At 50.0% G+C, this 15841-nt stretch carries 13 protein-coding genes and 2 tRNA genes; 13 read left to right on the plus strand and 2 right to left on the minus strand.

What is annotated here, in order from left to right:
- Together ABYW01_RS03270 and ABYW01_RS03275 are read left to right on the plus strand one after the other, a co-directional pair.
- Window positions 1-65: DUF2057 family protein (locus ABYW01_RS03270; RefSeq protein WP_372831118.1), on the plus strand; the 65-nt coding region annotated here is incomplete at its 5' end.
- Window positions 66-212: 147 nt separating this feature from the next.
- Window positions 213-1154, plus strand: a complete 942-nt coding sequence (locus ABYW01_RS03275) for a porin (protein WP_372831110.1) — start codon at window positions 213-215, stop codon at window positions 1152-1154.
- A gap of 439 nt (window positions 1155-1593) precedes the next feature.
- Here ABYW01_RS03275 and ABYW01_RS03280 read toward each other — a convergent pair whose 3' ends face one another.
- Window positions 1594-3570 carry a methyl-accepting chemotaxis protein gene (locus tag ABYW01_RS03280; protein WP_372831111.1) on the minus strand — a complete coding sequence of 659 codons (1977 nt, stop codon included), beginning with the start codon at window positions 3568-3570 and terminating at the stop codon, window positions 1594-1596.
- A gap of 329 nt (window positions 3571-3899) precedes the next feature.
- On the opposite strand from ABYW01_RS03280, the gene carA reads away from it, so the two are divergent.
- Genes carA through greA form a run of 3 tightly spaced genes read left to right on the plus strand, consistent with a single transcriptional unit; the run spans window position 3900 to window position 8782 of the window.
- Window positions 3900-5036, plus strand: a complete 1137-nt coding sequence (gene carA, locus ABYW01_RS03285) for a glutamine-hydrolyzing carbamoyl-phosphate synthase small subunit (RefSeq protein WP_372831112.1) — start codon at window positions 3900-3902, stop codon at window positions 5034-5036.
- A 48-nt stretch (window positions 5037-5084) separates the two neighbouring features.
- Window positions 5085-8306, plus strand: a complete 3222-nt coding sequence (gene carB, locus ABYW01_RS03290) for a carbamoyl-phosphate synthase large subunit (protein ID WP_372831113.1) — start codon at window positions 5085-5087, stop codon at window positions 8304-8306.
- Window positions 8303-8782: a transcription elongation factor GreA gene (gene greA / locus ABYW01_RS03295; protein ID WP_372831114.1), complete on the plus strand. Its 480-nt coding sequence runs from the start codon at window positions 8303-8305 to the stop codon at window positions 8780-8782. The genes carB and greA overlap by 4 nt, the downstream gene beginning before the upstream one ends.
- 64 nt (window positions 8783-8846) lie before the next feature.
- On the opposite strand, the gene ABYW01_RS03300 is transcribed toward greA, so the two are convergent.
- Window positions 8847-9149, minus strand: coding sequence for a YhbY family RNA-binding protein (locus ABYW01_RS03300; protein ID WP_193954937.1), 303 nt, complete (start codon window positions 9147-9149; stop codon window positions 8847-8849).
- 135 nt (window positions 9150-9284) lie between these two features.
- Between ABYW01_RS03300 and rlmE the strand changes: the two genes are divergently transcribed.
- The 8 genes from rlmE to ABYW01_RS03340 all read left to right on the plus strand — a co-directional run bounded on the left by rlmE (window position 9285) and on the right by ABYW01_RS03340 (window position 15663).
- On the plus strand, window positions 9285-9905 hold the full coding sequence (rlmE, locus tag ABYW01_RS03305) for a 23S rRNA (uridine(2552)-2'-O)-methyltransferase RlmE (protein ID WP_193954938.1): 621 nt from the start codon (window positions 9285-9287) through the stop codon (window positions 9903-9905).
- 91 nt (window positions 9906-9996) lie between these two features.
- Window positions 9997-11952, plus strand: a complete 1956-nt coding sequence (gene ftsH / locus ABYW01_RS03310) for an ATP-dependent zinc metalloprotease FtsH (protein WP_372831119.1) — start codon at window positions 9997-9999, stop codon at window positions 11950-11952.
- Between the two features lie 136 nt (window positions 11953-12088).
- Complete coding sequence (gene folP, locus ABYW01_RS03315; protein WP_372831120.1) at window positions 12089-12895, plus strand: dihydropteroate synthase; 807 nt, start codon at window positions 12089-12091, stop codon at window positions 12893-12895.
- Between the two features lie 6 nt (window positions 12896-12901).
- Window positions 12902-14254, plus strand: coding sequence for a phosphoglucosamine mutase (gene glmM / locus ABYW01_RS03320; RefSeq protein ID WP_372831115.1), 1353 nt, complete (start codon window positions 12902-12904; stop codon window positions 14252-14254).
- Between the two features lie 39 nt (window positions 14255-14293).
- Window positions 14294-15052, plus strand: coding sequence for a triose-phosphate isomerase (tpiA, locus tag ABYW01_RS03325; RefSeq protein WP_372831116.1), 759 nt, complete (start codon window positions 14294-14296; stop codon window positions 15050-15052).
- A 15-nt stretch (window positions 15053-15067) separates the two neighbouring features.
- Complete coding sequence (secG, locus tag ABYW01_RS03330; RefSeq protein WP_372831117.1) at window positions 15068-15442, plus strand: preprotein translocase subunit SecG; 375 nt, start codon at window positions 15068-15070, stop codon at window positions 15440-15442.
- 9 nt (window positions 15443-15451) lie between these two features.
- Window positions 15452-15537, plus strand: a tRNA-Leu gene (locus ABYW01_RS03335).
- 49 nt (window positions 15538-15586) lie between these two features.
- A tRNA-Met gene (locus ABYW01_RS03340) sits at window positions 15587-15663 on the plus strand.
- The last annotated feature ends 178 nt before the right edge of the window (window positions 15664-15841 follow it).

Here is a 15841-nt window from a genome sequence, read left to right on the forward strand (position 1 = left end):
GGTATTGGTATAACCAGGCGGATTCAGAAACAAGAAAGCGTTTCAAAAAATGGATCAGTCAATAATTCATATAAATAGCTATTCGTAGCTGTCCTTAGGAAAAATGTTTATTGGATTTGTCTCGCCCTTTTTATAAAAAGGGGTGCAGGGATTGCTTTGCTTAAAATTTGTCGATTTTAATTTATTCATCCTTAAATCTGGAGAGAAAGGAAATGAAAAAGCTGATTTTGGTTGCTGCTATTGCAGCTGCTACAACTGTTGGTTCTGTAAACGCTGCCACTATCTATGAAGGCAAAGGCCTGACTTACAAACTGAAAGGCGACTGGCAGGTTCAGCTGCGTGACAATGCTTCTAAAACTAAAGATGCAGAAGTTGAGTTCGATGATCTGGAGCTGAAAAACTCTATTACCTACGATCTGGGTAACGGCCTGAAAGCTTTCGGTCAGCTGGATTTTGGCTTTAAAGATGCTGCAGAAGACAAGCAGTCCGGTAGCAAGCTGGAAGAAGCATACCTGGGTCTGGACTTCGGTATGGCTGCAGTCGCTGTAGGTAAGCAGAACAATGCTGCTGACGAATTTGGTGTTGAGGGTGCATACGAACACGCTGTATCGGAAGATGCATTCGATGCTGCAGGCCAGACTGACGGCGATGATGTGATTCGTTTGGACGTTGCTACTGACAACTTTACTCTGATTACTTCCACTGAGCTGGAAGCTGAAGGTGAAAACAGTGCAGGTGATGCTTCTTTCGAAGTTTTCGCTGCAACAAGCGTAGGTGGTGTTGAACTGGCTGCTGCTTATCAGACTATTGATAAAACTGCGGGCGATGTTGATTCTTGGGGTCTGAGTGCTGCTACTAAGCTGGGTTCAGTTGCCCTGGCTGCTGATTATAGCTCCCGTGATACAGGTTCTGTTGATCTGGACACTTACAATGTAGTTGCTAAGTTCAAGGCATCTAAAACGACTACTTTCGCTCTGGGTCTGACTGAAGAAGAAACTTCAGCGTCTACTGATGCTACTCAGATCTACGCTAACGTGACTTACAAGTTCCCAGCTCAGAAAAACGTAAGCGTTTTCGCTGAAATCTCTGACATCGACGAAGATGGCAAGGATCTGGATCTGGACGTTCTGGCAGGTATGCGCATCAAGTTCTAATGCTGAGCGCAATGAACACAGCGGAAACTATGTGCTCCCCCCTTCAAGCTATATAGTTTTCTCGTATTAGGTCGGCTTATGCCGGCCTTTTTTATTTCTGTTGTATTGGTCTCTTTTGAGTACTTGGGCCGGAATGCCGTTGGGTTTTGCTGGGATGATTGTGTTTAATCGTCATTCTTTGATTGCTTGAGGCAGATTCGTTTACAGTGGATCACACATCACACATCACACATCACACATCACACACCGCACACCAATCCCAAAATTGCTTTGTATGTAGTCTTGGGGTGTTGCTTAACGTATTGATCTAAGGATGATGGTCGCGATGATGTTGCAGTGTAATGTACAGGTGGCCGTGTAGAACGACTGAGCAGGTGTATGAAGCGGAGATTGAGAAGGGGAAGGGTGACTCAAGTTTTATGCGCCACCCGGGGGAATGCTAACTAAACTGTCGTACCAAGGCGCTTAGATTCGCGCTAATCCTCGAAAGATCAGAGGCGTATTTCTGATTATTGTCAGCTTCAAGTGAGGAGCTTTTGGACAGGTCAGCGGCTTCGGTGACGGCGTTGCTGATTTCAGCTGTGCTGCAGGTTTGTTCTTCGGTTGTGGCTGCGATGAGTGAGTTCATGTGATGGACGTTCTCTATCGACTTGCGAACGGAATCGATAGTGCTTTGAGCATTCTGAGCGGATTCGACTGTCGTCGCAGCTGCGTCAAGTTGTCGGTTCATTCGTGCAGTTGTAACAGCAGTGGCTTGGTTGAGCTTATCTGTTATGAGTTTTATTTCGACCGCTGAGCTGCTGGTTCGGGATGCAAGGTTACGCACTTCATCTGCGACCACGGCGAATCCGCGGCCGGCTTCGCCTGCTCGTGCGGCTTCGATTGCGGCGTTCAGTGCCAGAAGATTGGTTTGTTCAGCGAAGCCTTGAATGACTTCTAAAGCGCTTTCTATCTCTCGTGCGTCCTGCTTGAGCAGCTCAAGTGCTTTGGCAGTTTCTTTCACTTCGTCAGTGAGGGTCTGAATGCGATCACTGGTTGTGACCATATAGCCAGTACTTTGATTAGCGAGTGATTGAGCATCGGAAGTGGCGTGGCTGGTTTGCGCGGCATTTTCCGCCACTTGCTGGTAGGAGCCTTCGAGCTGTGTCATTTGGACCACAACACGCTCGGTTGATGCTTGCTGCTTGGAAACAATAGTTTCCAGATGGATCGCACCTTGGGATATTTGAAGTTCCAGTGAGCTTAAATGCTGTGTCTCGCTGCGTATCTGAGCGATGAGGTGTGTGAAATAACTATGCAGTGCATTGATGGAACGATGCAGGCTTTTCACTTCTGACATGCTGCTTTTTAGACTGAACTCCCGACTCAGGTCGCCCTTTGAGAGCTTGTCTATATAGTTGCTGGTTTCTATTAAGATGCGTGACAAGCGGTGCTTCAGCATGGTCATCAGTAATCCGGTGAGCACGATTAAGGTGACACAGATCGCCAGAAGGACGTATACATCGCGCTGAATTGCCGCATATTGCTGGTTGACCTCTTCGGCATAGCGCAACAGGCTTTGTTCGAGTTCGTTCAGGAGTTGCTGGGTGGCATGTTTAGCACGTTGGTTTTGGGCAATAAACTTTTGTGCGTTGTGCAGTTCTTTTGGATAGCGCCTAATGAGTGAACGGATCTCGTCGACAATCGCATCCCCCTTATCTTCTCGATCGTTCGTTTTTTCTTCCTGCTGCCACCCCATAAGAGACGCGAGATCATCCCCGTCATCGTTTTCTTCGGAATAGACGCCTAGTCGGGGTAAGGCATGTAGAGCAGAGGATGTTTGTTCCAGTTCATTTTGGTAGTGATTTAAAGTCTCCAGTGTGTCATTGCTCGCATCGGAGAAATAGCTCTGGCGGGTATGGCTGAGTGCGACTAACGAGCGTTGTAACTGCGTAATCAATGTCAGATATTGCTGGCGTTGTTCCGGAGCGGTTTGGTTGGCTGACTCGGTATACTCGGTTGCGCGGGTCAGTTCGCCCATAAGTTCGCGTTCATTGTTAATGAGTAAATCCTGTGGGTTGGATAGTTTCCCTGCTGTCCGCAGTTCTGAAAGCGTGCTGCTGTTGAGCGTGTTCAGCAGTGAAACTGTTTCATTACGCATCTGATTCGGTAGGTGCGTATTTTGACGAGTACGATCGATGACGGCCGTCACATTGTCACTGATCGTTGTCAGCAAGGCTGCATTACCGTTAAACAGATAGGTCTGAATAGGCTTGCCTATCAGGTTTTCAACTTCACGTTGATAGGTCTGGTAGTACGCGCTGGCGGAAAAGGCGCCATCAAGTCGGTTTAAGGACCAGATAACCGAACCGCTTAAGAAAATGACAATAATTAGCAGGGCTAATGTTGCCAGGCGGGTGAGCTGTGAAATTTTCATCTGTGTCTCTCTGATCAAGCGACTCTAATGTCTGTTTTTTGCTGTGTGTGGGCATATAGGGAAATATTGTAATGACCATTTCATTACACCTTTGTGACGACGGAGCAGGTGAGGCTATAAGACCGTAAACAACACTATCGAGTGACGTTCAGTGCGTGGACAGGGGGCGCCAAATCGACTAAAATACCGCCGGTTTGGCTGAGAGAAATCAGCTGATCTCAGGAACAGCATATTGGAGCGAGGTTAAAATTTGGTTTTGCCTCGCTTTTTTGCACGTATCGTTTTCATCAGTCTAGTTTTTGTATCGCGCAGTGCGGGGGGAGGTTCAATTGTCGAGACCAGCCATTTTGGCCCTTGAGGACGGTAGTATTTTCAAGGGGGTGGCGATTGGCGCCGACGGTCAGTCGAGCGGTGAGGTGGTATTTAACACTTCTATGACCGGTTATCAGGAAATCCTGACTGATCCGTCCTATTGCCGCCAGATCGTTACTCTGACTTATCCACATATCGGTAATGTGGGTGCCAATAAAGAGGATGAAGAGTCATCCCAGACCTGGGTATCCGGTCTCGTAATTCGTGATCTGCCGCTGGTAGCGAGCAACTTCCGTAGCGAGAAGTCTCTGGACGAATACCTGAAAGACAATAACATCGTAGGTATCGCTGATATTGATACCCGTCGCCTGACGCGTATTTTACGTGAAAAAGGCTCTTTGAGCGGCTGCATCATGGCCGGCGATGTGAACGAAGAACAAGCATTAGCAGCGGCAAAAGGATTCCCGGGTCTGAAAGGTATGGATCTGGCGAAGGAAGTCACTGTTGCTAAGGCATATGAGTGGCGCTCTTCTACCTGGCAGCTGGGTAAAGGTCACGAAGATAAGACCGATGACGAGTTGGCGCATCATGTTGTGGCGTATGACTTTGGTGTGAAAAGCAACATTCTGCGCATGCTGGTAGAGCGTGGCTGTCGTTTGACGGTTGTACCTGCTCAAACTCCTGCTGCAGACGTGTTGGCTTTGAACCCGGATGGCGTATTCCTTTCCAACGGACCTGGTGATCCAGAGCCGTGTGATTACGCGATTAATGCCATTCAGGAGATCTGTAAAACCGATCTGCCAATTTTTGGTATCTGTCTCGGTCATCAGTTGCTGGCACTGGCTTCCGGTGCGAAAACTGAAAAGATGAAGTTTGGTCACCACGGTGCGAACCACCCGGTGCAGGATCTGGATTCTACTAAGGTGATGATCACCAGTCAGAACCACGGCTTTGCTGTCGCTGAAGATTCGCTACCAGATACATTACGCCCAACGCATAAATCTCTGTTTGATGGTTCATTGCAAGGTATCGAGCGGACTGATCGCCCGGCCTTCAGCTTCCAGGGTCACCCTGAAGCGAGCCCGGGGCCGCATGATGTGGCACCTCTGTTCGATCGTTTTATCGAGCAGATTAAAGCGCGTAAGAACGCGTAAGTACTTTAGACAGAACGAACAGTCACTTGATACGACCGGTATATACTGATGCCAAAACGTACGGACATAAAAAGCATTTTGATTCTTGGCGCTGGCCCGATTGTAATCGGTCAGGCCTGCGAGTTTGACTACTCTGGTGCCCAGGCTTGTAAAGCACTGAGAGAAGAGGGTTATCGAGTTATTTTGGTTAACTCTAACCCAGCGACCATCATGACTGACCCAGCGATGGCCGATTCCACCTATATTGAGCCGATCAACTGGAAAACAGTTGCGAAGATTATTGAGAAAGAGCGTCCAGATGCGCTGCTGCCTACGATGGGTGGCCAGACTGCACTGAACTGCGCTTTGGATCTTGATCGCGAAGGCGTGTTGAAAGAGTTTGGCGTTGAGATGATCGGCGCAACTCAGGATGCGATCGATAAAGCCGAGGACCGTGATCGCTTTGATAAAGCGATGAAGAATATCGGTCTGGAATGCCCGCGCGCTGCGATTGCACACAGCCTTGAAGAAGCATTGCAGGTGCAGGCTCAGCTTGGCTTCCCATGTATCATTCGTCCATCTTTCACGATGGGTGGTACGGGTGGTGGTATCGCATACAACAAAGAAGAGTTTGTTGAAATCTGCGAGCGTGGTCTGGATCTGTCACCAACCAGCGAACTGCTGATTGATGAATCCCTGATCGGGTGGAAAGAATATGAGATGGAAGTTGTACGTGATAAAAACGACAACTGCATCATTATCTGTTCGATCGAAAACTTCGATGCCATGGGTGTGCATACCGGTGATTCTATCACTGTAGCACCTGCGCAAACGCTGACAGATAAAGAGTACCAATTGATGCGTAATGCATCGATTGCTGTCTTGCGTGAGATCGGTGTTGAGACCGGCGGTTCCAACGTTCAGTTTGGTGTGAATCCTGAAGACGGCCGTATGGTTGTTATCGAGATGAACCCTCGTGTATCCCGTTCTTCTGCATTGGCGTCTAAAGCGACAGGTTTTCCTATCGCTAAAGTTGCTGCAAAGCTGGCTGTGGGTTACACCCTGGATGAGCTGCAGAACGACATTACCGGTGGTGCTACTCCGGCTTCTTTTGAGCCTGCTATCGACTACGTTGTTACTAAGATTCCTCGTTTCACCTTCGAGAAGTTCCCGCAGGCTAATGACCGTCTGACCACACAGATGAAGTCTGTTGGTGAGGTTATGGCGATCGGCCGTACTCAGCAGGAATCTTTGCAGAAAGCTTTGCGTGGACTGGAAGTCGGTGCAACGGGCTTTGATCCAATTGTTGACCTGGAAAGCGAAGACGCACGTACCGATATCGTACGTGAGATGAAGCAGCCGGGTGACAAGCGTATTTGGTTCCTGGGTGACGCATTCCGTCTGGGGATGTCCGTTGAAGAGCTATACGAGCTGTCCGGTATTGACCCTTGGTTCCTGGTTCAGGTTGAAGACATCATCAAAGATGAGCAGCGCGTGTCTGAAATGGCACTGTCTGAACTGGACAAGGACACCTTGTTCCGCCTGAAGCGCAAAGGTTTCTCAGATGAGCGTCTGGCCGTGTTGCTGGGTGTGAGTGAGAAGCAGGTACGTAAACACCGTCATGGACTGGATATTCGTCCGGTGTTTAAGCGTGTTGATACCTGTGCTGCTGAGTTCTCTACTGATACCGCTTATATGTATTCTTCTTATGAAGAAGAGTGTGAAGCGAACCCTTCCGACCGTGACAAAATCATGGTTATTGGTGGTGGTCCTAACCGTATCGGGCAAGGCATCGAGTTTGACTACTGCTGTGTACACGCAGCGCTTGCGGCTCGCGCTGATGGCTTTGAAACCATCATGGTTAACTGTAACCCTGAGACTGTTTCTACCGACTACGATACCTCTGATCGTCTGTACTTTGAGCCGATCACGCTGGAAGACGTGCTGGAAATTGTTGCTGTTGAAAAACCGAAAGGTGTCATTGTTCAGTACGGTGGTCAGACTCCACTGAAACTGGCGGTTGCGCTGGAAGCGGCTGGTGTGCCAATCATTGGTACCTCTCCTGAAGCGATTGATCGCGCGGAAGATCGCGAACAGTTTCAGCAGATGCTGAAGCGTTTGGGTCTGAAGCAGCCTGAAAACGCAACAGTGCGCTCTTTGGAAGAAGCGGTTATCGAAGCGGGTAAGCTGGGTTATCCGTTGGTTGTTCGTCCGTCCTATGTATTGGGTGGTCGTGCAATGGAGATCGTATACAAAGAGGAAGAGCTGCGCCGCTACATGAATACTGCGGTACAGGTTTCCAATGACGCGCCGGTTCTGCTGGACCACTTCCTGAACGCTGCGGTTGAAGTAGATATCGATGCGGTCTGTGACGGCGAGACTGTTGTTATTGGTGCGATCATGCAGCATATCGAGCAGGCTGGTGTTCACTCCGGTGACTCTGCATGTTCTTTGCCTCCGTATAGCCTTGCGGCTGACGTGCTGGATGAGATGCGTGATCAGGTTAAGAAAATGGCGCTGGAGTTGGGCGTTATTGGCTTGATGAATACGCAGCTGGCATATCAGGATGGCGAGATCTATGTGATCGAGGTTAACCCTCGTGCGTCTCGTACCGTGCCGTTCGTATCCAAGTGTATCGGTGTCTCGCTGGCGAAGATTGGTGCGCAGGTCATGACCGGTAAGAGCCTGAAAGAGCTGGGCTTCACCGAAGAGATCGTGCCTGAGCATTTCAATGTTAAAGAAGCGGTATTCCCGTTCAACAAGTTCCAGGGTGTTGATCCGATCCTGTCACCAGAAATGAAGTCTACTGGTGAAGTTATGGGTACCGGTGAGACCTTCGGCGAAGCCTTCATGAAAGCGCAAGTAGGTGCTGGTGAGAAGATGCCGAAGAAAGGTAAAGCCTTTATCTCTGTGCGCGAAGTTGATAAGCAGGGTGTAATTGAGGTAGCTTCTGATCTAGTTGAATTGGGCTTCGAGCTGGTTGCAACCAGTGGCACTGCGTCTCTGTTGGAAGGAACCGGCCTGCAGGTTGAGCGTGTGAATAAGGTGATGGAAGGTCGTCCTAACATCGTCGACATGCTGAAAAACGATGAAATCGCTTACGTGATCAATACGACGGAAGGTCGCAAAGCGATTGCGGATTCTGCTGAGATTCGTCGTTCAGCCCTGCAGCATAAAGTGCCTTACAGCACGACGTTGGCCGGTGCTGAAGCGACTACCCGTGCGCTGCAGTATGGTGAAGAGAAAACTGTTCGCCGTCTGCAGGATATCCATGCAGGTGAGAATGTATGAATAACCGAGTCCCTATGACTGTTGGCGGCGAAAAAGCGCTGCGACAAGAGCTGGAACAGCTGAAAACCGTTGAACGCCCACGCGTGATTGCAGATATTGCTGATGCGCGTGAACACGGAGATCTGAAAGAAAACGCTGAATATCACGCTGCACGTGAACAGCAGGGTTTTATTGAGGGTCGTATTCAGGAGCTGGAAGGTAAACTGTCCAACTGTCAGGTGATCGATGTGACGGCAATCCCGCACAGCGGCAAGGTTATTTTCGGTACGACAGTGTCTATCATCAACATTGATAACGATAAAGAGCAGCGTTATCAAATTGTGGGTGATGACGAAGCGGATATTAAGAACCGTAAGCTCTCAGTAAACTCTCCGATTGCGCGTGCGCTGATCGGTAAAGAGGAAGGTGATATCGTGGCGGTCAATACGCCAAACGGTCTTATCGAATACGAGATCGACGAAGTACTGCATATCTGATGCGTCACGACCTATAAAAAAGGGCACCTTCGGGTGCCCTTTTTCGTATTGGGAGGAGCGGAGCTTAGCGCAGAAGATTTGATAGGCGCGGGTCCGGATTCTCGGCTTTCCGGTATAGCAAAGCAATATTGCCGATTTCCTGGACGATGGTCGCTTCAACGATCTCCGCCAGTTCTTTAATCAGCTGCTTTTTTACTTCCCGGTCGCCGACAGCGAATTTAACCTTGATCAGCTCGTGATCTTCCAAAGCACGGTCCACTTCCAGCTGGATGTTCTCGGTCAGGCCTTTGCCTGCAACCATGACCAGCGGATTAAGGTTGTGACCAATGGTGCGATAATGCTTCTTTTGCTCGGACGTCAAGCTCATACTAAAATACGTGCCTCAAAATTTTTTGGTTGTCGGTGATCCGAAACCTTCAATAATTTCTACAATACTACCTGAGATATGTGTTCAAGAGTAGCGCATAGCCTGAGGTGTCAACGACGCAGGGGTCGGTAATTCGTGGCAAAATCTAAGAGTAGTGGGCGTTGGATGCAGGAACATTTTGACGATCATTACGTCAAACAGTCCAAGGAGCAGGGGTACCGCTCCCGTGCCAGCTTCAAACTGCTTGAGCTGAATGAAAAAGATAAACTGTTTCGTCCAGGTATGACGGTGGTTGATCTGGGGGCTGCTCCGGGTGGCTGGTCGCAAGTGGCGGCTCAGTTGGTTGGGGATCATGGTCGGGTGGTTGCATCTGATATTTTGCCAATGGATTCAATGGCAGGTGTTGAGTTTGTGCAGGGTGACTTTACTGAAGAAGAGGTGCTGCACCGTATTCTGAAAGCATTGGGAGATGAACCGGCAGACCTTGTAATTTCAGATATGGCCCCCAATATGAGTGGTATGAACAGCGTCGACCAGCCTGCAGCGATGTATCTGGTTGAACTGGCTCTCGATATGGCCCGCGAAGTACTTAAACCGGGCGGCAATTTTGTTGCCAAGGTGTTCCAGGGTGAAGGTTTTGACGAATATATGCAGGACATGCGTCAAAGCTTCAATAAAGTAATTACACGTAAGCCTGATGCTTCACGCGCCCGTTCGCGCGAGGTATATCTGTTTGGCAAGGGCTTTAAAGGTTGAGAAGCGACCTGCCACAAGTGTTATAGTGTGTGGCGCATTCTTCAGATGCGTGATGCATCGTTGATAAGCTGAGGATAATCCATTGAACGATATGGCAAAAAATCTGGTGCTGTGGCTGGTAATAGCGGCAGTCCTGTTAACGGTTTTTAATAATTTCAACGATGCAGCTGAACCGAATCGTCTCAGCTACTCTGACTTCGTTACTGAAGTGCAGGATGGTCGTGTTTCTAAGGTGGTGATCGACGGTTATACCATTGTGGGCGAGCGCTCCGGTGGTGAGCGTTTTGAAACCGTGCGACCTGCACTGGAAGACCCTAAGCTGGTTGATGATCTGCTGCGTAATAATGTTGTTATTGAGGGCAAGCAGCCTGAACAGCAGAGTATCTGGTCTCAGTTGCTGGTAGCGTCTTTCCCAATTCTGGTGATTATCGCAGTCTTTATGTTCTTCATGCGTCAGATGCAAGGCGGTGGTGGAGGTAAAGGCGGCCCGATGTCCTTTGGTAAATCCAAAGCGCGTATGCTGGGTGAAGATCAGATTAAGACGACTTTTGATGATGTGGCCGGCGTAGAAGAGGCCAAAGAAGAAGTTAAAGAGCTGGTTGATTACCTGCGTGATCCCGGCAAATTCCAGCGTCTGGGTGGCCATATCCCGCGGGGTGTCCTGATGTCCGGTAACCCAGGTACGGGTAAAACCTTGTTGGCAAAAGCGATTGCGGGTGAAGCTAAAGTACCTTTCTTCAGTATCTCGGGTTCGGATTTCGTAGAGATGTTTGTTGGTGTGGGTGCATCTCGTGTGCGTGACATGTTTGATCAGGCCAAGAAAAATGCGCCTTGTATCATCTTTATTGATGAGATTGATGCAGTAGGTCGTCACCGTGGCGTTGGTATGGGTGGTGGTAACGATGAGCGTGAGCAGACGCTGAACCAGTTATTGGTAGAGATGGATGGTTTTGAGGGTACCGAAGGTGTCATCGTTATTGCTGCGACTAACCGTCCGGACGTACTGGATCCCGCGTTGTTGCGTCCGGGACGCTTTGACCGCCAGGTACATGTGGGACTGCCGGATATTCGTGGCCGTGAAAAAATTCTGAAAGTGCATATGCGCAAAGTACCACTGGGCGATGATGTAAAGCCTGAGCTGATCGCGCGTGGTACACCGGGTTTCTCTGGTGCGGATTTGGCCAATCTGGTCAATGAAGCGGCGTTGTTTGCCGCACGTGGCAGCAGGCGTACAGTAGGTATGGAGCAGTTCGAAAAGGCTAAAGATAAAATCATGATGGGTACCGAGCGTAAGTCCATGGTGATGTCCTACGAAGAGCGTCTGAATACCGCGTATCATGAATCAGGTCATGCCATTGTAGGTCGTCTGATGCCGCAGCATGATCCGGTCTATAAAGTATCGATTATTCCACGTGGTAGAGCCTTGGGTGTGACGATGTTCTTGCCTGAAGAAGATCGCTACAGCCATAGTCGTCAGACGATCATCTCGAATATCTGCTCCCTTTACGGTGGTCGTATCGCCGAAGAGATGACGCTGGGTAAAGACGGTGTGACGACAGGGGCAGCGAACGATATCCAGCGTGCGACTTCTATGGCGCATAGCATGGTTGCTAAATGGGGTCTGAGCGAAGCGCTGGGGCCGTTATTGTACGATGAGGAAGAGGGCGATCCGTTTGGTCGTGGTTATGGGCAGCCAGCTAAGACCATCTCTGAAGAAACTCAGCGTCGTATTGATGGCGAAGTGCGTCGAGTGATTGATGAGTGTTATGCGAAGTCGCAGAAAATTCTGGAAGATAATCGTGATATTCTGGAATCGATGACGCAGGCGTTGATGAAGTACGAAACGATTAGTAGTGATCAGATAGACGAGCTGATGGCTCGAGAAGAAGTGTCTGCGCCTGATGGCTGGGAAGATGATGACGACAAGGATAGCGGTAATACCGGGACCACGGCGCAGCAGGATAAGTCTGAGCCTGAGCAGGATAAGCCGCAGGACGATGCGGGTGCAGACCCTGATATGCCGTCGCCGGATAACAATGTGCACTAATTGAGATTAGGCAGTATAAGTACAAAGGCTGATCGTGGTGATCAGCCTTTTTTGTATCGAATACCGGAGTAAGTTTGTGAGCATAAGCCAGCTTTCGTGTGGTCGCCGCACACTGGATATGAGTCGTACCCAGGTTATGGGGATTCTGAACGTCACGCCTGACTCGTTCTCAGATGGCGGTCACCTGTATAGCAGCAGTGAGTTGTCGCTGGAGCAGGCGGTACGCAGGGCTGAAACAATGGTGTCAGAAGGCGCTTCTATCATTGATGTTGGTGGCGAGTCTACCCGGCCGGGCGCGGCTCCGGTTTCTGTGAATGAAGAGTTGGATCGGGTGATACCTGTTATTGAAAGGCTGTCGCGTGATCTGGATGTTGTTGTGTCAGTCGATACCAGCTCCCCGGAGGTTGTTCGGGAGGCGGCGGTTGCGGGTGCTGGGTTGATTAATGATGTTCGGGCGCTGGGTAAGCAGGGGGCGCTTGAGGCCGCAGCAGCGACTTCATTGCCCGTCTGTCTTATGCATATGCAGGGCAGTCCGGCGACAATGCAAGATGCGCCTCGTTATGAAGACGTATTGTTGGATGTTAAGGCGTTTTTGCAGCAGCGAATTGCGGATTGTGAGGCTGCTGGGATTGCAAAAGATCGCCTTGTTCTTGATCCAGGTTTTGGCTTTGGTAAGACCATCCAGCATAATCTACGTCTGTTGAATAATCTGGATGCGTTGCACGCGTTAGGGTTACCGTTGTTGATCGGAACTTCGCGCAAATCGATGATAGATCATGTATTGCATCGGCCGGTTGATCAGCGTCTGGCGGGAAGTTTGGCGACTGTAGCAATATCGGTGATGCAGGGTGCGCAGATATTGCGCGTACATGATGTGGCAGAAACAGTAGATGTTGTGCGTATGACCGAAGCTGTGCGCAACGAGTCCATTGGAGAGGATTGAGTAGTAATGAGCAGACGTTATTTTGGTACCGACGGAATTCGCGGCAAAGTAGGCCAGTTTCCTGTAACACCCGATTTTATGCTGAAGCTGGGTTGGGCAGCCGGTAAAGTGTTTGCCCGTGAAGGCCGCAGCAAAATTCTTATCGGTAAAGATACACGAATTTCAGGATATATGTTTGAGTCCGCCCTCGAGGCGGGCTTGTCCGCTGCTGGAGTCGATGTGTTGCTGTTGGGGCCTATGCCAACGCCAGCAATTGCTTATCTGACGCGTACCTTTCATGCCAATGCAGGTATCGTGATCAGTGCCTCGCACAATCCGCATTACGATAATGGCATCAAATTCTTTTCTGCGCAGGGTACTAAATTGCCGGATGAGATTGAGCAGGCTATTGAAGCTCAGCTGGATATCGCCATGACAACGGTTGATCCTGCGCTGCTGGGTAAAGCAAAACGTATTGAGGATGCACCCGGGCGTTACATTGAATTCTGTAAAGCCAGTGCAGGCGGTATCGATCTTAAGGGTATGAAAATCGCCCTCGATTGTGCCAATGGTGCAACCTATCATGTGTCGCCGAGTGTATTTTCCGAGCTAGGGGCTGAGGTGATCGAAGTCGCGTCCGCGCCTGACGGTCTGAATATCAACGAGGAGTGTGGTGCAACATCGACCGAGCGTCTGCAGAAGGTGGTTGTGGCGGAAGGTGCTGATCTGGGTATCGCACTGGATGGTGATGGTGATCGCGTGATCATGGTTGATCACACCGGCGTTGAAGTCGACGGCGATGAGTTGCTCTATGTGATCGCCTCGCACCTGCGTGCTCAGGGAGAATTCGAAGGCGGAGTTGTTGGTACATTGATGTCTAACTTCGGTCTCGAGCAGGCATTCAAGCGCGAGCAGATCCCTTTTGTACGTGCGAAAGTAGGTGATCGTTATGTGATGGAGCAGCTGGCTAATCATGGCTGGTTGCTGGGTGGTGAGTCTTCAGGACATATTGTTTGCCGTCATCTGACGTCTACGGGTGATGGTACTGTGTCGGCCCTTCAGGTTCTGAGGGCCATCGCAGACAGTGGCAAAAACTTACATGTGCTGAAGCAGGGGATGAGCAAAATGCCTCAGACGATGATCAACGTCCGCATGCAGAACAAAGTGGATGTGATGGGTGTTGATGCGGTTCAGGAGGCGGTTGCTGCGACCGAAGCAACACTGGGTTCTCGCGGACGCGTATTGTTACGACCTTCGGGTACGGAGCCTGTTGTGCGCGTGATGATTGAAGGTGAAGATGCGGCAGAAGTTGCGGAACTGTGCTCAGCTCTGGCAGCGGAAGTAGAAAATGCGCTTCAGGCGCTTGAAACTTCAGAGTAACGCAGTTAATATTTGCGCCTCTTTCGATAGGGGGTATCGATGCGTAAAGCCATTGTCGCCGGAAACTGGAAAATGAACGGCAATAGTGAGTCTATCAATGAGTTGATGGAAGCACTGGTTGCAAGTCTTCAAGATCTGGATGTTGTAGAAGCTCTGGTATGCCCTCCGGCTGTTTACCTGTCTCAGGTGAAAAGTCTGATTGGTAATGCATCGATTGCGCTGGGCGCACAAAATGCCAGCCAGTTCGAAAGTGGTGCATATACAGGTGAGAATTCACCAGGAATGCTCGCAGATCTGGGATGTCAGTACGTTATTCTGGGTCACTCTGAGCGTCGCGCCATTTTTGGCGAAAAAGACGCTGAAATTGCTGCAAAGTTTAATGCGGTGATTGACGCAGGCCTTGTGCCTATTCTGTGTGTTGGTGAAACACTGGAAGAACGTGAAGACGAAAAAACCATGGCGATCGTCGGTGGTCAGCTAAAGGCTGTGCTCGATGCTTGTGGTGTTGAGTCTTTCGCGAAAGCTGTTATCGCATATGAGCCGGTTTGGGCGATTGGAACCGGTAAAACAGCAACGCCTGAGCAGGCTCAGGACGTTCATCAGGCTGTAAGAGCCATTGTTGCTGAGTACAGTGCTGAAGTAGCAGCGGGTGTAAGAATCCTGTACGGTGGAAGCGTCAACGCGGCGAATGCCGATGAGTTGTTTGCAAACCCCGATGTGGATGGCGGCCTGGTTGGCGGTGCATCCTTAAAGCCTAATGATTTTATCGCTATCTGTCGCGCGGCGGCAGAAGCGTAACGAAACGGTTGATAGATGGAAACACTGGTTCTGATTGTTCATGTCTTGCTTGCTGCCGGTATTATCGCTCTGGTATTGCTGCAGCAGGGTAAGGGTGCAGAGGCTGGCGCTTCGTTTGGCGCTGGTGCTTCCCAGACTGTGTTCGGTAGTAGCGGTAGTACGTCTTTTCTAGCACGTATTACAGGCGTACTGGCAACCGGTTTGTTCGTAACAAGCTTTTTGCTGGCCATGGCTGCCAAGGAAAAAGCTGATACAGTGGGTGATGCAGGCATTCCTGCAGCGGAAGTTATTGAGAGTCGTGCAGCAGAGGTTACTGAGCCTGAGTTGCCGACACTGGAAGCGGGCAAAGCTGAGCCGGTTCCTGAATCTGATATTCCGCAAGCTGACTGAAACTCGTTTGCCCAAGTGGTGGAATTGGTAGACACGCTATCTTGAGGGGGTAGTGACCTACGGTCGTGCCGGTTCGAGTCCGGCCTTGGGCACCATGATCTTGAAAAAGGTCTAGGGCATATGTACAATATGCCCTGTTTTTGATGCGGGGTGGAGCAGTCTGGTAGCTCGTCGGGCTCATAACCCGAAGGTCGTTGGTTCAAATCCAGCCCCCGCTACCAATTAAGCAAATGCTGTTTTAGTGGCGGCCCGACGATCGGGCTCGGCTTTTAATCTAGCACAGCGCTGAAGGTCGCAGGTTTAAATCGAGTCCCCGCTACCAATTTCAGTGAAAGCGAGTAAAATATTCCCATAACGTATGTGATTTCGAAGACTTTAGCTTAGCCGTATTTTCTCATA

Origin of the sequence: Pontibacterium sp., from assembly GCF_041587635.1 — a bacterium.
Taxonomy (GTDB): domain Bacteria; phylum Pseudomonadota; class Gammaproteobacteria; order Pseudomonadales; family Balneatricaceae; genus Pontibacterium.